15 protein-coding genes are annotated in these 21,457 nt (G+C 71.7%); 2 read left to right on the top strand and 13 right to left on the bottom strand.

The annotated features are described in order from the left end of the window. Positions 1–155: 155 nt before the first annotated feature. The 3 genes from ACVWWH_RS16255 to ACVWWH_RS16265 are packed head-to-tail and all read right to left on the bottom strand — an operon-like array spanning position 156 to position 2,249. Positions 156–1,052, bottom strand: a complete 897-nt coding sequence (locus ACVWWH_RS16255; protein ID WP_447419294.1) for a glycosyltransferase family 2 protein — start codon at positions 1,050–1,052, stop codon at positions 156–158. Further along, complete coding sequence (locus tag ACVWWH_RS16260) at positions 1,042–1,473, bottom strand: DUF2304 domain-containing protein (protein ID WP_084249507.1); 432 nt, start codon at positions 1,471–1,473, stop codon at positions 1,042–1,044. Before ACVWWH_RS16260 ends, ACVWWH_RS16255 begins: the two co-directional genes overlap by 11 nt. Continuing rightward, a complete protein-coding gene (locus ACVWWH_RS16265) occupies positions 1,470–2,249 on the bottom strand; it encodes a glycosyltransferase family 2 protein (RefSeq protein WP_066498727.1) in 780 nt (259 codons plus the stop codon). Before ACVWWH_RS16265 ends, ACVWWH_RS16260 begins: the two co-directional genes overlap by 4 nt. A gap of 102 nt (positions 2,250–2,351) precedes the next feature. Between ACVWWH_RS16265 and ACVWWH_RS16270 the strand changes: the two genes are divergently transcribed. Continuing rightward, positions 2,352–4,391 carry a DUF6541 family protein gene (locus ACVWWH_RS16270; RefSeq protein ID WP_457317269.1) on the top strand — a complete coding sequence of 680 codons (2,040 nt, stop codon included), beginning with the start codon at positions 2,352–2,354 and terminating at the stop codon, positions 4,389–4,391. On the opposite strand, the gene ACVWWH_RS16275 is transcribed toward ACVWWH_RS16270, so the two are convergent. From ACVWWH_RS16275 to glf, 10 genes are all read right to left on the bottom strand, one after another. After that, positions 4,372–4,833 (bottom strand): GtrA family protein, encoded by a 462-nt coding sequence (locus tag ACVWWH_RS16275; RefSeq protein ID WP_457317270.1) that lies wholly within the window; start codon positions 4,831–4,833, stop codon positions 4,372–4,374. The genes ACVWWH_RS16270 and ACVWWH_RS16275 overlap by 20 nt on opposite strands. Continuing rightward, positions 4,830–5,849 carry a glycosyltransferase family 2 protein gene (locus tag ACVWWH_RS16280; RefSeq protein WP_218030572.1) on the bottom strand — a complete coding sequence of 340 codons (1,020 nt, stop codon included), beginning with the start codon at positions 5,847–5,849 and terminating at the stop codon, positions 4,830–4,832. Before ACVWWH_RS16280 ends, ACVWWH_RS16275 begins: the two co-directional genes overlap by 4 nt. A gap of 10 nt (positions 5,850–5,859) precedes the next feature. Beyond that, positions 5,860–7,479: a hypothetical protein gene (locus ACVWWH_RS16285; RefSeq protein WP_457317271.1), complete on the bottom strand. Its 1,620-nt coding sequence runs from the start codon at positions 7,477–7,479 to the stop codon at positions 5,860–5,862. Beyond that, a complete protein-coding gene (locus ACVWWH_RS16290; protein WP_066498742.1) occupies positions 7,460–9,613 on the bottom strand; it encodes an acyltransferase family protein in 2,154 nt (717 codons plus the stop codon). The genes ACVWWH_RS16285 and ACVWWH_RS16290 overlap by 20 nt, the downstream gene beginning before the upstream one ends. Positions 9,614–9,620: 7 nt before the next feature. After that, a complete protein-coding gene (locus ACVWWH_RS16295) occupies positions 9,621–10,640 on the bottom strand; it encodes an ABC transporter substrate-binding protein (protein WP_457317272.1) in 1,020 nt (339 codons plus the stop codon). A gap of 127 nt (positions 10,641–10,767) precedes the next feature. Continuing rightward, positions 10,768–12,255: a glycosyltransferase family 39 protein gene (locus ACVWWH_RS16300; RefSeq protein ID WP_457317273.1), complete on the bottom strand. Its 1,488-nt coding sequence runs from the start codon at positions 12,253–12,255 to the stop codon at positions 10,768–10,770. 14 nt (positions 12,256–12,269) lie between these two features. Next, complete coding sequence (locus ACVWWH_RS16305; protein WP_066502520.1) at positions 12,270–13,025, bottom strand: ABC transporter ATP-binding protein; 756 nt, start codon at positions 13,023–13,025, stop codon at positions 12,270–12,272. 21 nt (positions 13,026–13,046) lie between these two features. Further along, on the bottom strand, positions 13,047–13,943 hold the full coding sequence (locus ACVWWH_RS16310) for an ABC transporter permease (RefSeq protein WP_066498752.1): 897 nt from the start codon (positions 13,941–13,943) through the stop codon (positions 13,047–13,049). Continuing rightward, a complete protein-coding gene (locus tag ACVWWH_RS16315; protein ID WP_457317274.1) occupies positions 13,915–15,972 on the bottom strand; it encodes a glycosyltransferase in 2,058 nt (685 codons plus the stop codon). The genes ACVWWH_RS16310 and ACVWWH_RS16315 overlap by 29 nt, the downstream gene beginning before the upstream one ends. After that, on the bottom strand, positions 15,969–17,156 hold the full coding sequence (gene glf / locus ACVWWH_RS16320) for a UDP-galactopyranose mutase (protein ID WP_066498762.1): 1,188 nt from the start codon (positions 17,154–17,156) through the stop codon (positions 15,969–15,971). The genes ACVWWH_RS16315 and glf overlap by 4 nt, the downstream gene beginning before the upstream one ends. 203 nt (positions 17,157–17,359) lie before the next feature. Here glf and ACVWWH_RS16325 point away from each other — a divergent pair, with 203 nt between their 5' ends. Next, entirely contained in the window at positions 17,360–21,454 is a 4,095-nt protein-coding gene (locus tag ACVWWH_RS16325; protein ID WP_457317275.1) for an FtsK/SpoIIIE domain-containing protein, read from the top strand. Positions 21,455–21,457: the final 3 nt, after the last annotated feature.

The following is a 21,457-nucleotide window of genomic DNA, read 5'->3' on the forward strand; positions in this document are numbered from 1 at the left end:
CGGGGGGGGGTGCGCCGCCGCCGCGGTGGGGGTGGGGGGTTCGGGCCGGCACCCGCCGGTCAGGGGCGGCCCGCCACCACGCGCCGGGCGCCCACCGACACCGGCGGCGCCGGACCCGCGGGTCCGGCGCCGCCGGTGTCGTGCGGAGCTGCCGCCTAGGGGCGCAGCGCGTGCGCCGTGAGCCTCTTGAGCCCGGGCCACATCCGCTTCTGGACGACCTTGGGGGTCAGCGACACCGCGTTGAGCCGGGAGGTCAGGTGGACGCGGGCCGCGCGGGCCGCCCTCGTCCATCCCAGACGGGCGAAGTCGGCGGCGCACTCGTCGAAGAAGGCCCGCTCCTCGGCGAACCGGCGCCCGTCGAGGGCGCGCACGGAGGAGTCCGACTCGCGGTGGCGCCGGTACTGGAAGCACACGGTGTCGGTGACGAGCATCTTGCCGCCGTCCATGATGATGTCCATCGCGAGGGCGAGGTCCTGGACCACGTTGTACTGCTCGCGGAAGTCGTGCTTGAGGATCGCCTCGGCACGCCAGGCCACCGAGGGGAAGTAGAGCCAGTCGCCGGTGATGAGGCTCTCCGCGATCGCCTCACCCTCGATGATGGCCTCCGACGAACCGCCGACGGCGAGCCTCCGCAGGAAGCCCTTGACGCGGTCGCCGAGCGGCTCGTAGACACTGCCGTTCTCGTCGATCACCTCGACGCCGGGCTGGACGATCGCCACGTCCGGGTTCTGGAACGCCTTGCGGACCGTGCCGATGTAGTTCGGCAGCATGATGTCGTCCGCGCCCATGACCACGACCACATCGTGCTCGACGAGGGACAGGCACTTCTTGTAGTTTCCGTTGGCGCCGAGGTTCTTCTCGTTGCGGAAGTAGCGCACCCGCGGATCGCCCTCGACCAGGTTGGCGAAGTACTCCGGGAGCGTCTCGTCGGGGTAGCCGTCGTCGACGATGGTCAGACGGAAGTCCTCGTCCTCCTGGCTGAGCACGGAGGCCACGGCGGCCTTCATCATGGCAACGTCCCCGTAGTAGGGGAACATCACGTCAATGGTCACTGTCAACCTCTTCTGATGCGATCGGGCGTGCAGGATGGTGCACTGCGGTCGGGTCTTGGGGGATCTCGGCCGAGGTCGTGGCGGTCCTGCGGAGCACGTCGACGGACTGGCGCAGGATGGCCACCTCTTCGGCGAGGATCCTGGTCTCCTCCTCGAGGACCGTGAGCTCGCGCGAGACATGGAGGCCGACGCCGACGAGGAGCACGATCGAGAGAGCGAAGAGGAGGTTGGCCGGAACCTTGATGCCGACCAGGGACGCTGCCCAGTCCAGCAGCCCCGGGAAGATCCCCAGGATGATCGTGAGCCCGCCGACGACGAGCCACAGGACGGCGTACTTCTCGCGCAGCTTGCCGGAACGGAGCATGGCCAGAACGGCCAGCACCATCCCGATCGCGATGACGAGGGAGAAGGCGACGCTCACGCGGAGGCCCCCGTCTCCCCGGCGATGTCGCCGGCGGCGGGCGCGCTGATCTCGGCGGGCATCTTGGTGCGGGGGCGTGCGAGCGCGAAGCAGAGCACGAGACCTGATCTGGCCAAGTAGATGGTCGCCTTCCAGGGGCTGTGGCTCGGCGTGCCGGCCTGCCGGGCCTTCATTTCGACGGGGACCTGGGTGACCTTGCACCCCGACTTCACCGCCACGACGAGGGAGTCGATGGTGTCTCCGAGGTACTCGGCCGGGAAGTGCTCCATGTACTGGTGCAGCGCCTTGAGGTTCGCTGCCCGGAAGCCGGAGGTGACATCGGTCAGGCGCGTTCCGGCGACCGCGGAGATGACCCTCGCGAGCACGACCATGGCCCAGCGGCGGGGGCCCTTGGCGCCGTACGTCCCGCGGCCGGCGAAGCGTGCTCCGATCGAGATGTCCGCGCCGTCGAGCCCGGCGAGCACCCGGTCGATGTCGTGCGGATCGTGCTGGCCGTCGGAATCAACCTGGATGGCGCGCGTGTAGCCGTTCCGGAGCGCGTACTTGAACCCTGCCCGCATGGCTCCGCCGACGCCGAGGTTGAACGGCAGCCTCAGCACCGCCGCTCCGGCTTCGGCGGCAATCCGTGCCGTCGCGTCCTTCGAGCCGTCGTCCACGACCAGGATGTCGTGGTGCGGGACGATGGCCCTCACGTTCTGGATGGTGCCGCCGATGGCTTCCGCCTCATTCCAGGCGGGCATGATGATGAGCGCGCCTGATCGCCTCGGTGTACCCATGATTGGCAACTATACCAAGAGCCCCCGGTCCCCCTTCTGCACGTCCGACACAGCACGACAGGGCATACTTAGGGGGTTGACCGACGCGAGGAGCCTCACCAGATGACCTGGATCCAGACCATCCCGACCTTCGCGGCAGCATTGGTGGTGATGTTCGGGCCCGGTCTGGCGGTGCTCGCAGCGGCCGGTGTCAGGCGGCTGAACCTCGCCGCGCTGGCCGCTCCGGTCTCCGCCTCCGTCGCAGGCTGCACGGCCGTGGTGGCGCCCTTCGTGCGGCTGCCCTTCAACCCGGTGGTCTACTTCGTGGTCTCGGCCGTCCTGGTCGTCGGCACCCTGGCCGTGCGCATCCTCTGGCGCCGCCGGTCCTCCCAGCGTCACGGCGGCGGGGTCCTCGCCTCCAACGGTCCGCTCACGCACCTCGACCTCGGCCGGTGGATCGTCTGGGCCGGAGTGCCGCTCTCGGTGGCGTTCGCTGCCCTCGTCATCGGCCGCCGCTACATCCTCGGCTTCGGCGCCCCCGAAGACTTCTCGCAGACGTTCGACAACATCTACCACCTCAACGCGATCCGCTACATCGAGGACCACGCCAACGGGTCCTCTCTCACGCTGGGCAACCTCACCGACGCGTCCCACTCGTTCTACCCGGCCGCGATGCACGACTCCATGGCGCTCATCCTCCAGCTGGCCGGCGGCCCCGTGCCGGTCGTGGTCAACGTCGCGACGATCGTCATCGGAGCCCTCGTCTGGCCGCTCTCGTGCCTGTTCCTGATCAGCCGGATCGTCGGATACCGCCCGGTTCCGCTCATGGCCGCCGGGGCGCTCTCGGCGGGCTTCAGCGCCTTCCCCTACCTCATGGTGGCGTTCGGCGTCCTGTACCCCAACCATGCCGCGATCGCGCTCATGCCGGCCGTGCTCGGGCTGGCGATCGAGGCCCTCGGCATGGCGCGCAGCCAGCCGTCCTCGCCCCTTCCGCCGATCCTCGCCCTCGTCGCGACCTTCCCCGGCCTCGCCCTGACCCACCCCTCGACGGCGATCGGCCTGCTCGGCTTCGCGGTGCCGGTGGTCTGGGCGCGCTTCTTCGTCACCTGGGGCGCGTGGCGGAAGCGGACGACGTCGCGCCGTGCCCTGCGCGTCTGGGGCGCCTTCGCGCTGGTCTACTCCATCGGGGTGGCCGGCATCTGGTACCTGCTGCGGCCGAGCCTGAGCGCCGCCCCGTGGGCCCCCTTCCAGTCCAACGCGCGGGCCATCGGCGAGGTCCTCGCGAACGCCCCCATGGGGACGACGGTCGCCTGGATCCTCACCCCCCTGACCTTCATCGGCCTGTACGTGCTGGCCCGCCAGCTGCGCCGCCTCTGGTGGGTCCTGGCGATGTACGCGATCGGGGGCGCCCTCTACGTCGTCGTCTCGAGCTGGAACCCGGGCTGGCTGCGCACCTTCCTCACGGGCGTCTGGTACAACGACAGCTTCCGGCTCGCGGCCATCCTGCCCGTCGTGGCCCTTCCGGTCGCCATCCTGGGCGCTGAGTGGCTCCTCTGGCGCCTCCGCGCCGGCCTGGAGCTCGCGCGGGAATGGGCGGCCGGGACGAAGCGCCTGAGCCGGCTCGCCGCCTCGGCCGCGCCACGGTGGCAGGGCATCAGCGCCATCGTGGTCTCCCTCGTGATCCTGGTGATGGGCGTGGGCTCGCAGGGCGGAACGCTCTCGAGCGTCCAGGACCGCATCCACCAGGTCTTCACCCTCGACGCCAACTCGATGCTCGTGGACTCGGACGAGCGCGCGCTGCTCCAGCAGGTCCCGGGCATCGTGCCTGCTGGCGACACCATCGTGGCCAACCCCCTCATGGGCGGCTCCCTCGTGTACGCGCTCGAGGACCGGCGCACCGTGGCCCCGCACGTCTTCGGCGACCGGAACCCCACTGAGGCGATGGTCCTCAACCATTGGGACGAGGCGGCCTACAACTCGCGGGTGTGCCCCGCGATCAAGGAGCTGCGGGCCTACTGGGCGCTCGATTTCGGCGACAAGACCGTCATCCCGTCCGATGACCCGTTCGTCGGGCTCAACGACCTGGCCACGGACTCCGCCCCTGGCGTCAAGCTCGTCGCCGAGGTCGGCCACGCGCGGCTCTTCAGAGTGAACTGCCCCTAGCGGCCTCCTCGGCCGCCTGCGCACCGCGGGACGCCCGCACGGCTGGTGGGAAGACCCAGAGGCGCATGAGCGTGAAGGTGCAGGCCGCGACCACGGCGGTGGCCGCGAGCTGCGCGGGGATCTGCGGCCAGCCCCAGCCCTCGACGAGCGCAGTGAGCAGGACGTAGTTGACACCGTAGCCGACCGCGTTCGCCCCGAGGAATCGCAGGACGGTGGGCCAGAGCGGTCCGTCGTGGCCGAACGTCCAGGCGCGGTTGCCCCAGAAGCTCACGGCCATGCCGACCACGTAGCTGACGGTCATGGCCTCGGTGTGCCCGACCCCGGCGAGGGACTGCACGACGAAGAGCCCGTAGCCGACGGCATTGTTCACGAGGCCGACCACCACGAAGCGGAAGAGCCTCGCCAGCGCCGCAGGGCCCGGGCGCCGGAGGTCCGGCGTCATGCGTCGCCGACGCGCGCGGCGCCGTTCGGGGCGCCCGCCGTCGGCCGCCCCTCCCCGTGCCGGTACACCGACCGCACGGTGTAGAGCGGCCGGTCCTGCACTTCGCGGTAGATGCGGCCGATGTACTGGCCGAGGATCCCCAGCATGCTGATCTGGAGTCCGCCCACGAACAGCACGCTCATGACGATGAAGGTCCATCCGTCCACGACGTTCTGGGGCGCGAAGAGCTTCATCGCGAGCGCGTACAGCGCGCCGAGGACGGCAAGCCCCGAGGCGAGGAAGCCGATCCTGGAGATGACGGTGAGCGGGAACGTGGAGAAGCCGAGGATCCCGTCCGCCGCGAGCTTGAGCATCTTGGCCATCGGATAGCCCGTCTCGCCGTGCAGCCGCTCGTCGCGGTCGAACGGCACCGCCACCTGCGTGAAGCCGACATGGCTGACCATCCCGCGCAGGTACCGGTCCACTTCGCGGTACTTCTTGAGCTCCTCGACGACGCGGCGGTCGATGAGCCGGAAGTCGCCGGTGTTGGCGGGGATGTCGATGTCGGAGAGCCTGCGCAGGAGGCGGTAGTAAGCGGACGCCGTCGTGCGCTTGAACCAGGAGTCCTTCCTGGTTCGCCGCTCGGCGTACGCGACGTCCGCGCCCCCCTGCCAGGCGGCCACGAGGTCGAACACCACCTCCGGCGGATCCTGCAGGTCGGTGTCCATGATGACGACGGCGTCGCCCCGCGCCTCGTCGAGGCCCGCCGTCACGGCGATCTGGTGCCCGAAGTTCCGCGAGAAGTCGATCACGACCACGCGCGGGTCCCGGCGCGCGAGGCCGCGGAGCACCGCAAGGGACTCGTCGGTGCTGCCGTCGTTGACGTAGATGAACTCGGCCTCGTGGCCCAGCTGCTCGACGATCGCGGTGAGGCGCCCGTGCAGGGGATGCACGTTCGCCGCTTCGTTGTGGACAGGGAGGACGAAGCTCAGGAGCCCGGCGGACGGTCGGTCGGCGTCCCCCATGTTTTCAAGCACGCTCACGATTCTACGAGACGGCCGCGGGGCCGGCGGCGTCCGGGTCCGGGCGCCTTCTCGCGCGCCAGCGCGCGAGCGCGGCGTGGCCGTCGGCGACCGCGGCCGAGACGAGCACCGCGACCACCGGGACGTAGAGGTAGATGTAGCGGGCCCTGTTCTCGAAGAAGGCCAGGAAGACCAGCAGTGCCAGGAAGGCCAGCCGCCCGGCCGTGCCCGCCCAGGCGTCCCTGCCCGGGCCCCTGATCAGCGCCGAGAGGGCCAGGACCGCGAGCACGGCGAACCATGCCGCCTGCCAGGCGCTGCGCAGGAAAGGTGCGCCGTCGCCGTCGAACGTGTAGAAGCGGCGGATCTGCTCGCTGAGCGGATCGTGGGCGGGGAAGCTGTGGTTCTCCCGGGTGACCCCCTCCGCCCAGGCGTAGAACGATCCGTCGCCGAGCGACCAGCCGAGCTTGTCCAGGAGGAAGCCCGGGTAGCCCGTAGGCCCCATGGCCTCGACGCGGTCGAGGTAGCCATTGAGCCCGTTGGCGAATCGGTCTGCCGGCGGGGTGCTCAGGGTGTTCCGGATGTCGTCCGCGTTGAAGCCGCCCCGCCCCGTGGCACCCATCTTGAGGAAGTGCGTGAACGGCACTGCCTGCGTATTGGTGTCGAGGTTGAACTGGACGACGTGCGCGCCCCTGACCGCCGCGCTGCTGCCGAAGAACGCCGCGCCCGCGAAGGCGAGGGCCACGAGCGCCGCCACCGCGGTCCGGACCCACTCGCGGGCCCCCCTCGAGGCGAGCATCGTCGTCAGCCCCGCCGCTGCGAGGGCGAAGACCACCGTCGGCTTGATCTGCGCCCCGACCGCGGTGAGCACGCCGACCGCGGCCCAGAGCAGAACCGAGCGCCCACGGGGGGCGGTGCGGGCCACGTCCGCGATGAGCAGGATGGCGATAGGGAACGGCATCGAGAGCGTGTCGGAGTAGGGGACCCCGCTCCACGGCCCGAGGGCCACGAACGGAACGGTGACGAGCAGGGTGCCCACGCCGGCCGCCGGGCCCGCCACCCGCCGGGCGAGGCGGACGGCGAGGAGCGAGCTCACGGCCATGAAGAGGGCGTGCAGCCAGATCGCCGCGGCCAGGGTGTCCGTCACGCCGAACGCGCCGACGAGCTTGAAGTAGCATCCGAGCGCGAGGGCCAGGAAGAGGTTGTTCGGGTACCAGGCGAAGTACTGCTCCGCGAAGTCGTAGTGCGTGCCCCGCGCGAAGGCCGTCGCGGTGTCCAGGACCGCTCCGGCATCCCAGCCCGGCGGCACGCGGACGGCCAGTCCGATGACCGCGGGAACGAGCGTGAGGACCAGCAGGGCGGCTGCCGCGAGGGTCCACCGGGCCGGGCGGGGCATCCGGTCGAGCCTGCCGGCGCACCACGCGGCGGCCGTGTGCAGCAGCGGCGTGAGGGCGAGGAGACCGAGGGCTGCGGCCACGACGAGCGCGGTGCTGTACGGAACGAGCGTTGGCGGCGGGTCCGCCACGACATCGACGAGGACGAGCGCCACCAGCGTGGACAGGATCGCGGCGACGGCGATGGCCCCGCGGGGCCTGCGCTCGGCCTCCCCCGTGGCCGCCTCCTGCGGCTCAGCCGTGGACCGCAGCATCGAATCTCCTGCTGACCAGGGGCACGAGCGACTTGACGTAGGTGCGCGAGACGTGGTCCCGGTCGAAGTAGACGTGGGCGCCGCCGATGACCGCATAGCAGGTATTCCCGGGGCAGAACTGGTCGGAGAGGTCCAGGACGCTGAGGCGCCGGTCGTGGAGCGCGCGGACGCCCTCTGCCAGCGGGTCCGGGGGAAGCGCCGCCGACCGGGGGTTCGAGCACCTCTGCGGATCGTCCGGATTCTGGGCGACGCAGTCGGGGGTGGAATGGTCGAGGGTGAGGGGGGTGTCCCGGATCACGAGGACACGGGACCCGGCAGCGGCCCAGGGCACGAAGCGGCGGCTGACTGCGGACCGGTACTGGTCCAGCTGCGGCCGGCCCGTGCCGTCGTCCACGGTCTCGCCGCTGGCGAAGGTGGACGCGATGACCAGGTTGGGCCGTTCCGCGGTGATCCTGGCGGCGAGGTCGCGGCTCCAGCTCAGGCATTTCTGCTGCAGCGCCGGGTTGTCCGACGGCACGCCCATGAACGCCACGCGCTTGGCGTCGACGAGCGGGCATCCTCCGACGAGGCTCTCGTAGAGGACCCAGTGTCGCTGCCGGGCGAGCTCGTGGATCGCGGCCTTCCACTGTTCGGCGTGGGAGTCCCCGACGAGCCAGACCGTCTCGGAGGCGGGCTGGCCCTGGGTGAAGTCGCACCGCAGGAGGGCCCTCTGCTGGCCGGCCATGACCGGGTTGGGCGCCGGGCTGCATTCCGGGGCGTTGAACCAGGGGGCCTCGCCGTCGCCGACGTTCGCGACCTCGGCGGGACCGAAGGGGTCCGTGCATCCCTTCGGATCGGCAAGGCTCGCCGCGCCGAAGCACGCCCCGCTCGCCAGCAGGGCCGCCCGGTGCTCCTGGGCCGCCTGCTCGGCGGACGCGGCGCCGGTCAGGGACAGTCCGGCGACGGCCACGGCGCTCATCGCCGCAGCCGTCGCCAGGATCACCTTCCGCGGGGACGAGGCGCGCAGCAGCCGGCTCCTGCCCGGGTCCTCGACGAAGCGCTTGGTGGCGGCGGCGAGCACGAGCGAGAGGGCCACGATGGCGATCCGGTCGGCCGTGCCGGCCTCCCTCGCGAGGACCGCCGGGGCGAGGATGATGAGCGGCCAGTGCCAGAGGTATAGCGAGTAGGAGATGTCCCCCACGTACTGGACGGCCCTGTTCTCAAGGACGCGCACGGGCGACCACCCGGGGCGCTGGGGCCCGGACGCGATGATGAGCGCCGTCCCCGCCACGGGGACGGCGGCGAGGTAGCCGGGGAAGGGCGTGGTCTCGTTGAAGGCGAGCGCCGCGACGACGAGGAGGACGAGCCCCGCCGTCTGGAGGATCCCCCTGACGGGCATCGGCAGGGGCCGTGTGCCGCGCTCGCGGAGCCGGTGGCCGACGACCGCGATGAGCCCGCCGGCCGCGAACTCCCACGCGCGCCCCGGGGTGACGAAGTACGCGGGGCTGCGGTCCGTCATCGTGTACCAGATGCAGAAGGCGAAGGAGGCGGCCCCCACGAGCGAGAAGGCGAGCGTGAGGCTGCGGTGGTGGCGGAAGCCGAATCTCCTGGCCACGGCCCAGGCGGCGAGGAGCAGGAGCGGCCACAGCAGGTAGAACTGCTCCTCCACGGACAGCGACCAGTAGTGCTGGACTGTGGAGGCGCCCTCGCTGTGGGCCGAGTAGTCGACCGACTTGGCCGCCAGCACCCAGTTCTCGGCGTAGAAGGCGGCCGCGATGGTCTCCTGGGCAATGACCGCCCAGCGGTTGAACGGCAGCCAGATGTACGCCGCCGCCAGGGCCACCAGCCCGACCAGGAGCGCCGCGGGGAGGAGCCTCTTGGCGCGCCGTGCGTAGAACGAGCCGAGCCGGACCGTCCCCGTCCGGCGGACCTCCGACAGGAGGTGGTTGCTGATGAGGTAGCCGGAGATGACGAAGAAGATGTCGACGCCGACGTAGCCGCCGGGGAGGTGCCGGGGCCACACGTGGTTCACGACGACGGCGGCCACCGCGAGGGCCCGGAGGGCCTGGATGTCCTTGCGGACCGTGCGCGGAGCGGCGGGGGCCGCGGCTGCCGGCTCCGTGGAGCGCCGCTCCCCCGGCTCGGTCTGCGTCACGGCGGCGCTACTTGCCGCTGCGCGCGAGGTACGCGCAGCGGGCGAGTCCGGGCATCACCGTCTGGATGGCCCACTTGATGGAGGTGGGCGAGGCGGCGACGAGGGCGAGGAAGTCCTGGTCCGTGTTGAGCAGGAGGGTCGAGCCGCGCCGTTGGGCGGGGATCCCGGCCAGGGTCTTGCCGTCCGCGATGTCTTTGTGCTCGTCCGGGCGGACCCCGACCACGACGACATCCGCCACGAGCTCGTCGGCTCGGTTCGCGTCGAGGTAGACCGTCTTGGGACCGGACCCCGCGCCGTTGGGCTGGGCGTCCGCGACGATCCTCGCCAGGGCGGGCGCGGGCTTGAGGCCGAAGTCCGCGAGGACGCGCATGGCGTTGGAGTCCTGGGTGTGGACCTCGAACGAGGCTCCGGGCACGGAGCGTGCCTCCAGGCACAGCACGGTGGCGCCCGCGAGGTCCTTGTAGGCGCCCGCCGCGTCGCGGATGGCGCCTTCGGTGGAGGTCACGAGCGAGCGGCCGGCGTCCTTGCGGCCGAGCGCCTGGGCGACCATCGTCGTCGTCGTCCGCCAGTCGGTGTCCTTCGGGCGGCCGGGCCACGCGACGGTGGGGGCGATCTTGGTCAGCTGGGTGTAGATGTCCGCTGTCTCGGACGCGTCCCTCCCGAAGGCGGCGTTGACGGCGAGGATGAGGTCGGGCTTGATGTCGGTCAGGTCGCCCCAGGGCACACCGCCGTCGTCGTGGTAGTTGCGGGGCAGGAGCGCGTCGAGCTGGCTCACGGCCTTGGAGAACCAGGGCGGAGTCCCATAGCCGCGCAGCGCCTCCACCGGGTAGCCGGCGGGCAGCACGCCGAGCTCGACGCAGACGTCTGCACTCGACCACCCGAGGGTGGCGATGATGCGCGGCTCCCCCTCGATGGTGGTGGATCCCAGGGCGTGCCTGATGGTCGTCGGGAAGGAGTTGTCCTCGACGGCGGTCCGGTCGGCGCTCTTCTTGTCGAGGCACCCGGTCAGGAGGAAGGGCAGCGACACGCCGCCCGCCAAGAACGCCCGTCGGCTCCAAGAGCTGGTCGACGTCGTCGGGGGCTTCGGCATCCGCTTCCTCATCCTTCATTCCTCGAACGCCGGAAGGGCCGGCGCACCCAGTCAATGGTAGCGGTCAAGGCTTGACGAACTTGACGACCACGTGGCCGGGGCCCGTCCAGCGCGCCTGTTCCGTGAACCCGCGGCTGCGGAGGAACTGCTCCTCCTGGGGCTTCTCCACCGGCCTGATGGCGAAGACGACCTTCTGCCGGTCCACGAGGGCCGATCGGCTCTCGAGCGGGAACCGCTGATCGAAGATCAGGCCCCACTGCGCGGCGCTGATGCCGCGGGTGAGGTCCACGAGCCCCTCGAAGGGCCGGGGGTAGGCCGCAAGGAAGAGGTCCTCCCCCGCGGCGACCGCGAAGGACTCCCCCGGCCGGGCATGGTCCCGGATCGTGTCAGCGACGAAGCGGAAGTCATCGGAGGGGCTCCGCGCGAACTCCGTACGCTGCCCGGCGATGGCAAGGACGGCCCCGCCGGCGAGCGTGAGCGCTGCCGCGCCGGCGACCCAGCGGGACGCGGCGGCCCGGCTCAGGGAGACGGCACCGTTGGCGGCGAGCAGGCACAGCCCGGGCGCGGTGAAGGTCAGGTAGCGCGGAAGGTAGTAGGAGCTGCCCATCAGGGCCGATCCGATGAGGAGCACAGCGAGCGGGACCACGATGAGCCCGAGGCCGAGCACGGTGGTGAACGAGCGCGGGCGGCGGACCGTGCCCCAGACCGCGAGCGCCAGCACGGCGACGGCGGTCATCACCATGCCGACGACGAGCGGGGCCGACGCGCGCGGGACGATGCCGGCGTCGGTCCACATCGAGGCGTGCGAGAAGTACTGCAGGAGGAAGATCTCGGGGACCACGTGCCCGTCGAGCGGAGGGATCCAGGCCACCTGGAACGTCTGGCGCGAGGCGAGGGATGCGACCCATGCCGCGACCCCGGCGGCCGGGACGCTGGCGAGCGCCACCTTCCACCAGTGCGGACGGAGGCTGCGGTCGGCGAGGGCCGCGAGCACCGCGACCGGGGCGAGCAGGATGCAGTAGAACGAGAGCCCGGTGGACACCATGAGCGCGGCGCCGAAGCCCACGGCGGCGCGCCACCGCCCCGAATCCCTCAGCGCCGCCAGTGCCGCCAGGCAGAGCGAGGTGCCCAGGACCGTGAGCACGTAGGACCGCGCGTCCGTCGCCGCGAACTGGAACCGCGGCAGGAGGACGAGCACGGCGGCGGCGGCGAGCCCCGCGCGCGGGCCGCCGAGGCGTCGGGCCGCCACGGCCAGGGCCGCGGCAGCCGCGGCGCCCGCGGCGATGCTCGGGGCGCGCAGGCTCAGCTCGCTCACGCCCACCGCATCGGTCAGCGACTTCACGAGCATGTAGTACAGGCCGTGGACGACGTCGACCTTGCCCAGCATGAAGAACAGCTCGGGCCACGAACGGCGGACCGCGCTCGCGGTCGCAGCCTCATCGGTCCACAGGCTCGGCACCCAGAAGGCCGGCACGAGGGTGACGAGCGCGAACGCCGCGGCCGCGAGGGGCAGAATCAGGCGCGACCGCTGGGAGACATGCGTCTCCTGCACGGCGCCACCGTGGCTCACGCCTCCGTGCCCGCGGATTCCGCGCTGCGGCGGCGGAGCTCCTTCACCACCTCGTGCACCTCGCCGTCCATGATCACCTTGCCGTGCTCGAGCAGGACCCCCCGCTCGCAGATGGTCGAGACGAGGTCGAGGTCGTGGCTCACCACGAACAGGGTCTTCCCCGCCTCGGCGAGCTCCTTGATCTTGGAGATGCACTTGCGCTGGAACGGCTCGTCGCCCACGGCCAGGATCTCGTCGATGAGGAAGACCTCGGGATCCGTGTGGACAGCGATGCTGAAGGCGAGGCGCAGGTACATGCCCGAGGAGTAGAACTTGACCTCGGTGTCGATGAACTCGCCGATCTCGGAGAACTCGACGATCGAGTCGAACATCGCGTCGATCTGCTGCTCCGACATCCCCAGGATCGCGCCGTTGAGGTAGACGTTGTCCCGCCCGCTGAGGTCGTGGTGGAACCCGGCGCCCACCTCGATGAGCCCGGCGACGCGGCCGCGGGTGCGCACCGACCCGGCGTCCGGCTGCAGCACCCCCGAGATGAGCTTGAGCAAGGTCGACTTGCCCGAGCCGTTCAGGCCCATCAGGGCCACGGTCTCGCCCTCCTCCACGTGGAGGGAGACGTCCTTGAGGGCGTCGAACTTCTTGGAGATGTCTCCGCGGCGGCCGCGGAGGATCCACATGACCGCCTCCTTGAGGGAGCGGGTGTGCCGGAGCACGAACTCCTTGCGGACTCCCTGGACCGTGATGGCGGTCTGCATCGTGACGGTGTGGTCAGTCATTCACAGCTCCTGCGCGAACTTGACCGACAGGCGCGAGAACGTGAACTGCCCCACCAGGAGGATGGCCACGGTCACCACGCCCGCGAGGGGGAACCACAGCTCGAACAGCCCCGGCACGGTGGCCGTCGACGGCGCGGTGAGCTGCGCGCCGTCGAGGGTCGGGCGCCAGAAGGCCCAGTGGAACACCTCCACGGCAATGGTCATGGGATTGAGCTGGTAGAGCGGGAAGAACGCCCCCAGCACCCGCTCCACCTGGCTCCACAGGTAGAGGACGGGTGAGGCCCACGTGACCATCATGATCAGCAGGTCCACGAGGTTCTCCGAATCGCGGAAGTAGACGTTGATCGCCCCGAAGAACAGCCCGAGGCCGATGGCGAGGACGGCCAGCATCACGAAGGCCGCGACTACCGCCAGCACCGACCACACGGTCGGCAGCCAGCCGAAGAACAGGCAGACGACCAGGAGGATGAGGACCTGGGGCAGGAAGTGTGCCGCGGACACCCAGACACTCGCGACCGGGAACAGCTCGCGGGGCAGGTAGATCTTCCGGATGAGGTCCCGGTTGTTCACGATCGACCGCGTGGCATTGCCGAGGGCCTCGGTGAAGAAGTTCACGAGGACGATGCCGGCGAAGAGGTAGATCGGGTAGTTCGGCGTCGACCCCTGGGCGTTCAGGAAGAGCCCCAGGGCGATGTAGAACACCAGGAACTGCATGCCGGGCCGCATGTAGGACCAGACGATGCCGAGGACCGAGCCGCGGTAGCGGACCTTGATCTCCTTGCGTACCAGGAGCTTGAGCAGGAAGCGGTTCCGGTAGACGTCCCTGAGGCCCCCGCTGCGCCCCGGCTGGGTCAGGCCCGCTTCGACGTCAGTGCTTGCCACGGTTCCTTCCTCCATCGCTGCGGGTGTGCTCGGCGAACGTGGCGCGCCAGGCCTCGAGGCTCGTCACGCGTGCCGCGGCCTCGCGGTAGCGGGCGGCGAGGGCGTCCCAGTCGCGCCACAGCCCGGCATGCACCGCGGCGGACTTGGCGATCCCGGGCTTGAGCAGCTCGGGGCGCCGACGGTACCACGAGGACGCCGTGCCCTCGGCGTTGGTGATCACCACGGAGTCGTAGTTGGCCAGGCGCCACCACTTGTTGTCCTTGTGGGCGAGGTGGGCCTGCGGGTGCTCCGCGGCCTCGGGCGCCACCGCGCGGGTCAGCTGCCGCGCGAAGGCCTTCGCGGCCCACGGGATCAGCTCCTTCCTGGTGGGCGACCCCGCCGCGTCGATGCCCCGGGGCGCCTCCGCGCTGTGCGGCGCGGGGAACTCGTCGACGTCGTCGCGGAACTGCGCCTCGCTGTACTGCGACCGAAGGGCGACGGCGTCGGGCAGCTTCACCGGCAGGTCGGCGTGGAGCGACTCGGGGCCGCGCTGGACATCGGCGAGCGCGATCGAGCGGAGCGCCTCCGCGTAGTACTGCATGGAGAAGAGGTGCTTGACGTCGATCTGGAACGACTCCCGCAGCACGCGGCCGCCGTGGGCGAACGGGCTGTGCAGCAGCGCGGCGACCAGGCGGTTGCGGGCGTAGAAGTAGGCCTGCCAGCCGATGTCGTCCTGCTTGTCCTCCCACGAGACGTGCCAGAGGCCAGCCCCGGGGAGGGAGACCGTGGGGAACCCGGCCTTCTTGGCCCGCAGCCCGTACTCGATGTCGTCCCACTTGATGAACAGCGGCAGCGAGAGGCCGACCTCACGGATCACGGCGGTCGGGATCAGGCACATCCACCAGCCGTTGTAGTCCGAGTCCGCCCGGCGGTGCAGCCACGGCGTCTGACGGAGGTTCGAGTCGACGAAGTCATGCCGCAGGCGCATGTCGACCCTGGGGATCTCCGGGGTGATCCGGTAGGGGTCGACCACCTCGGCGTACGCATGGAGGATGGTCCGGGCGTGCAGGTCGAACATGTGCCCGCCGACCAGCGTGGGCTTCTTGCAGTGGTCTGCGAAGGTCACGAGCCGCACAATGCTCTCGGGCTCCACGACGACGTCGTCGTCCAGCAGGAGGACGTAGTCGTAGCCGCCCTCGACGGCCTCGAACATCCCGCGGGCGAACCCGCCGGAGCCGCCGAGGTTGGACTGCTCGATCACCCGCAGGCGGCCGCCGAGCGCCGCCTCGACGGCGGCGAACTCGGGGTGGTCCCGCACGTGGTCGGTGCCCTGGTCGACGATGAGGATCTCGCTGATGCGCTCGAGCACCTCGGGGTGGGCGGCGAACTGCTTGGCGTTCTCGATGCAGTACCCGGGCTTGTTCAGGGTCGTGATCTCGACCAGGACCGATCCGGACCGGGCCGGCACACTGGTGTGGGTCCGCCCGGGACGGGCGTCCCAGTGCGCGCGGACGAGCTGGATCCCATCGCGGCTCGCGTTCAGGTCGAACCAGTACCAGCCGCCGTCGCCGAACGGCGAGAGGTCGAGCTCGAACTCCGCCCGCTGGCGGCCGTCGACGGCGTGGGACGCCACCCGCTGCAGGTGTCCCCTGGCGTTGGACCGGTACACGACGACGGTGCCGCGCCCCTCGGTCTCCACGACGAGGCGCACACGGCGGACCGCGGTCCACCGGCGCCAGTAGCTCGCGGGGAACGCGTTGAAGTAGGTGCCGAACGAGACGTGCTGGCCGGGCCGCACCGCCATCGACTCCCGCGAGAGGAAGTCCTCGTAATGCGCCTCCGCGGGCTGGGACGAGACGAGGTTGAGCTTCTCGTCCGGCTTCCGCGGTTTGCGGTAGAGGGTGTCGTCCTCCACGAGCCGCACACCGTGCGACGAGCCGGCGTCCACGTAGAGGGGGACCACGTCCTCCTGCCCGGTGCCGGGCAGCACGACCCGCTGGATCTCCTGCCAGTCGGAAGCGGCGTCCGGCGAGCCGGCAGCGACAGCAGTCTCCGCCGTCGTCACTCGTCCACTCCCCCGCTCACGAGGGCCTGGCCGCCCTCGAAGTGCGGCTTGATCCTGTTCTCGTACATCGACAGCGCCGAGCCGATGGCCATGTGCATGTCGAGGTACTTGTAGGTCCCGAGCCGGCCGCCGAAGAGGACGTCCTTCTCCGCCTTGGCCAGGTCGCGGTAGGCGAGCAGCTTCGCGCGGTCGGCCTCGGTGTTGATCGGGTAGTACGGCTCGTCGCCCTTCTCTGCGAAGCGGGAGAACTCGCGCATGATGACCGTCTTCTCGGTCTGGTAGTTGCGCTCGGGGTGGAAGTGGCGCGGCTCGATGATCCGGGTGTACGGCACATCGGCATCGTTGTAGTTCACCACCGAGGTCCCCTGGAAGTCGCCCGTGGGGAGGACCTCCTCCTCGAAGTCGATCGTGCGCCAGGAGAGGTCGCCCTCGGCGTAGTCGAAGTAGCGGTCCACCGGGCCGGTGTAGACGACCGGGACGCTGCCGACCACGTTGCCCTTGCTGATGGGCTGCGACTCGTCGAAGAAGTCGGTGCTGAGGCGGACGTCGATGTTGGGGTGGTCGGCCATCCGCTCGATCCACGCCGTGTAGCCCTGGGTCGGGAGGCCCTCGTAGGTGTCGTTGAAGTAGCGGTTGTCGTACGTGTAGCGCACGGGCAGGCGGGAGATGATCCCCGCGGGCAGGTCCTTCGGGTCGGTCTGCCACTGCTTGCCCGTGTAGTGCTTGATGAAGGCCTCGTACAGCGGGCGGCCGATCAGCTGGATGCCCTTGTCGTTGAGGTTCTGCGGGTCGGTGCCCGCGAGCTCGCCGGCCTGCTCGGCGATGAGGGCGCGCGCCTCGGCCGGGGTGTAGTTGGCCCGGAAGAACTGGTTGATGGTGCCGAGGTTGATCGGCAGCGGGAAGACCTCGCCCTTGTGGACGCCGTACACACGGTGCACGTAGTCGGTGAAGGTCGTGAAGCGGTTGACGTACTCCCACACCTTCTCGTTGGAGGTGTGGAAGAGGTGGGCACCGTAGCGGTGGACCTCGATCCCGGTCTGCTCCTCAGTCTCGCTGTAGGCGTTGCCGCCGATGTGGTGGCGCCGGTCGATCACGGTGACCTTGAGGCCCAGCTCGCTGGCTGCCCTCTCGGCCACGGTGAGCCCGAAGAATCCGGATCCGACAACGACGAGGTCTGCAGTCAAGGTGTCTCCCTGTGAGAAAAGCCGAGCGCCGCCGCGCGTGGGGCAGCGACCCGAGATGTCCGGGGTTCAGATTACCCGAGCCGCTCCGGCTTCCCGGAATCGCCGGAGCCCGGGTTGTCCACAACGGGCAGCCTGGCCGTGGCACCGGCGGCGGCGCGCTGCCTAGCGTGGTGGACGGTACGGGACGCTCCCACGGGGGGACCATGGAACTGCACTGCACGCTCATCTCACCGGACGCCGGCGGCGCGCTGGCGGGGCGGATCCGCCGGGAACTGGTGGTCCACGCGGCCGAGGGCTCGCCCGGCTCCGACGTCGCCGAGGCGCTGGAACGTGCCTACGGCCGCGGGGACTGCACCGTCGAGGGCCTGTCCCTGTCCGGCCTCGCGGTGGGCCGGCCGCCCCTCGTCAGCGGCGCGGTCCTCGTCGCTTCCGGCGCTGGCCTCCTCGGCCGCGGCGCCGGCACCGGTCCTGGCCGGCCGGCCCCTCCCCCGCTCTCGCTCGTCGTGCACACGGGGCCCGCGGCAGGGACCGTGGTGCCGGTCGGCCGGGGGACCCTCAGGCTCGGCCGCGCCCCCGGTGGCCCGGGCCGCTGCCTGACGCTGCCGGATCCCGAGCTCTCCCGCGACCATGCGCTCCTCGAGGTGACCGACGCGGCAGTCACCGTCACCGACCTCGGAAGCTCCAACGGCGTCTGGGTCGGCGGGCGTCGGGTCCAGCGCGCCGAGCTCTGCGTCGGCCAGGACTTCCGCCTGGGAGCGGGCACGTGCACGCTCGTGTTCGCAGCCGAGGAAGCCCTGCTCGACGCCGCCGCCGGGTCCGGCCCGGGTGCGCCCCTGCGGGTGGCCCGCCACGCGCCGCCGTCCCGCAGGGCAGCGATGGTCACCATGGCCGTGCTCCCCCTGGGGGTCGGCGTGGCCCTCGCCCTCGCCACCGGGATGTGGATGTTCCTCGCGTTCACCGCCGTGTCCGCGGTCTCCGCCGTCATCCCGCTCCTCGAGGGGCGGTCGGCGCGGCGGGACTTCGAGCGGCGGCTCGCGTCCGCGGCCGACGCCGATGCCGCACGCCGGCGCGCGAGGGCACCTGACGTCGGGCTCCTCGCGAGGTCCTCCGGCGTCGCACCCCGGCGCGAGGGCAGCGGAGGAGAGGGCGAGGACGGGTCGGTCCATGTGCGCCTCGGGACGGCGGACCAGCCCGCGGACATCGTGCTCGAGCCCGAGGGATCCCGCGCCGCGCCGCCCACGCTCTCCGCTGCCCCGGTGACCGTGCCGCTCCGAGGAGTCCTCGGGATCGACGGCGGGGCGGAGCAGGTCGAGGGACTCATGGCATCGCTCCTCCTCCAGCTCGCCCGGCTGCCGGCCGCCGAGGGCCTGGACATCGCCGTCGTCGGGGGCACGGACAGGCTGCGCCTGGCGGCCCGGTTCCTTCCACGCCTCAGGTTCCTGCCGGCACGCACGACGCAGGCACGCCTCGACGCCGCCCTGCCGATGCACCCGCGCGGGCTCCTCATGGTCCTTCCGGGCACGGATACGTGCGCGGCGGCCGTCCACGCGGCGCTCGCCCGCGGCGTGCCCGTGGTCGCGCCCGTGGACCGCCTGCCCAGGCCCGCGGACACGGGGGTCCGGCTCGGCGGCAGCAGCTCGGTCCTCGTCCGGGAGGGGACGGCGGCCCCCTTCGCTGCCGACCTGATGCCCGCAGCCGCCTTCGAGGCCGCCGCGCGGCGTGCCGGGCGATCGGCGCCCGTGGCAGAGCACTCCGGCATCCCCGACCGGTGCGGGCTCGACGAGCTCGCGCGGCTCGACGCCGGCGGGATCGCGGCAGCCTGGGCCAGGAGTTCGCTCGGCGAGGGCGTCACGGTCCCCCTCGGACGCTCCGAGCGGGGCACGGTCCTGCTCGACCTCGTGGCCCACGGGCCGCACCTGCTCGTGGCGGGCACCACTGGATCGGGCAAGTCGGAGTTCCTCCGCACCCTCGTGGCGGCCGCGGCCGCCACGCACTCGCCGGGCCGCCTCACGTTCCTGCTCGTGGACTTCAAGGGCGGCTCCGGCCTCGAGCCGCTCGCTGGCCTTCCCCATTGCGTGGGCCTCGTCACCGATCTGGCTGGGGGCGGCATGGACCGCGCCCTCGCCTCGCTGCGGGCCGAGCTCAAGCGGCGGGAGCGGATGCTGGGGCGTGTGCGTGCGGCTGACGTGGTCGACTACGCGCGCCTCGCCGACGACCTGCCCCGGCTCGTGCTGGTCGTGGACGAGTTCAGGATGCTCGTCGAGGAGGCCCCGGCCGCCCTGGCGGAGCTGATGCGCATCGCGACCGTGGGCAGGTCCCTCGGCATGCACCTCGTCATGGCCACGCAGCGCCCCCAGGGTGCCCTCTCGGCGGACATCCGGGCGAACGTGGCCACGAGCATCGTCCTGCGGATGCAGCACGATGCCGAGTCCTCGGATGTCCTGGGCTCACCGCTGGCGGCCCGGATCCCCGCTGGACGCCCGGGCCGGGCCTACCTCGCCGTCGGGGGTGACGAGCCGCTGGCCTTCCAGTCCGCCTCCCTCGGGCTGTCCACGGCGGCTCCCGCCGCCGTGCGGATCGCTGACGCCCATGGCTGGCCTGAGGACGGGGGCGCCGACGCCCTGGAGGTCCCGCCGACACCGGCCGAGGCGGCACGGCCCCTTGTCGAGGCCGCGCGCACCGCGTGGGCCGCGGCCGGCGGCGCGCCCGTCAGGAAGCCCGTGGCACCACCCCTGCCGGACGAGCTCACCGTCGCCGAGGCTGCCGCCTGCTCGGCCCGGTCTCGGGGCGCGGACACGCCCGCAGGGATGCCGGCGGGCCGTGAAAGGCACACGCTGCGGGACCGCATCCACCTGGGGCTCGTCGATGTCCCGCACGAGCAGCGGCTCGCCCCACTGGACTGGGACCCTTCAGCCCACGGCCACCTCGCGCTGGTCGGGCCCCCGGCAGCCGGAGGGGCAGGGGCCCTCTCCGCGGTCGTCGGCCAGCTCGCCGAGGGTGGGGCCGTCCGCCACCTGTACCTGCTCGACGGGGACGGCTCCCTCGCCGGGTGGAGGGACCATCCGCGGGTGGGGGCCCACGTCAGCCTCGGAGACCTGCGGCGGGCGGCGCGCGTCGTCGCGAGGCTGGGTGAGGAGTGCGCGCAGCGCCTCCTGAGGGAGCCCGGCGCGCCGGCTCCGGTCCCGCTCGTCATCGTCGTCTCCGCGTGGGGTGCCTGGGTCTCAGCGCTGCGGCAGAGTCCGCAGGCGTGGGCGGAAGAAGGACTCGGCGACCTCGTCAGGAACGGGGACGCGGCCAGACTCAGCGTCGTGGCGGCCGGCGAGCGCGAGCTTGTGGGGTCACGGATCTTCGGCGGCATGGCGGCCAGGGTCTACTTTCCACGGGGGGCCACCGTTGAGGCGCGCCTGTCGTGGCCGCGTCTTCCCGCTATGCCGGCGCTCGTGGGCCGCGCGGCGGCGGCCGGGACCCTCGTGGTCGGGGACGCCCCCTTGGCTGCACAGTGCTGCATGGCCGGCCCTCCGCCCGGGGGCGCCCGGGCTTCCGGCAGCAGACCGTCGGCGCGCCCCCTCTCCGGCGGCGAGCCTGCACCCTTCCGGGTCGATCCGCTGCCGGCGCTCGTCCCAGCAGCCCTGGTCGCCGAGCTCGCGCGGGCCGCCGGGCCGGGCACGGCAGCGGTCGCAGCTCCGCCGGGCCGGCACCTCGTGGTGGGGCTGGCAGGCGACGAGGCGGCGCCGCTGTCCCTCAGGCTCGCCTCCGGCGAGGTGCTCCTCGTGCTCGGGGCGCCCGGGTCCGGCAAGAGCGCGTTCCTCGCGGCCCTGCCGACGATGAACCCCGCTGTGGACTTCGTCGCCGCGGACCCGCGGTCGCGGGAGCTGGAGTGGCAGGCCGTCCTCGACCGATGTGCCGGGTCCGGAGCGGGAGCCGCCGTCGCAGAGCGGACCGTGGTCCTCGTCGACGACGCCGACCACCTCGATCCGGCAGAGAACCAGCTGCTCTCACGGCTGCTCGAAGCCGGCGCGGGGATGGTGGCCACGGCGGGCTACAGCGCCAGCCTCTACGCGCGGTGCCCGCTGGCCCTCGCGGCGCGCTCGTCGGGGACAGGCATCCTCATCGCCCCGCGGACGCCGGGCGACGGCGACGCCCTCGGGGTCCGGGTCGATGTTCCGGGACGTGTCCCGCCCGGACGCGGGGTGGCCGTCGTCGACGGCCGCCAGACGGACGTGCAGCTCGGCGTGCCGCACCAGCACTCGGACGCCACCGCGCCGTGGCCCGCTGGCGGGCGGCCCTGGCAGTCCTAGCTG

Source organism: Sinomonas sp. RB5 (assembly GCF_054063535.1).

What these genes read in the sequence shown, in the direction of transcription:
- ACVWWH_RS16275 (WP_457317270.1), bottom strand. Translation starts at nt 4,833, where the DNA reads ATGACGCCGGACCTCCGGCGCCCGGGCCCTGCGGCGCTGGCGAGGCTC.
- ACVWWH_RS16270 (WP_457317269.1), top strand. Translation starts at nt 2,352, where the DNA reads ATGACCTGGATCCAGACCATCCCGACCTTCGCGGCAGCATTGGTGGTG.
- ACVWWH_RS16310 (WP_066498752.1), bottom strand. Translation starts at nt 13,943, where the DNA reads ATGGAGGAAGGAACCGTGGCAAGCACTGACGTCGAAGCGGGCCTGACC.
- ACVWWH_RS16265 (WP_066498727.1), bottom strand. Translation starts at nt 2,249, where the DNA reads ATGGGTACACCGAGGCGATCAGGCGCGCTCATCATCATGCCCGCCTGG.
- ACVWWH_RS16325 (WP_457317275.1), top strand. Translation starts at nt 17,360, where the DNA reads ATGGAACTGCACTGCACGCTCATCTCACCGGACGCCGGCGGCGCGCTG.
- ACVWWH_RS16305 (WP_066502520.1), bottom strand. Translation starts at nt 13,025, where the DNA reads ATGCAGACCGCCATCACGGTCCAGGGAGTCCGCAAGGAGTTCGTGCTC.
- ACVWWH_RS16285 (WP_457317271.1), bottom strand. Translation starts at nt 7,479, where the DNA reads ATGCTGCGGTCCACGGCTGAGCCGCAGGAGGCGGCCACGGGGGAGGCC.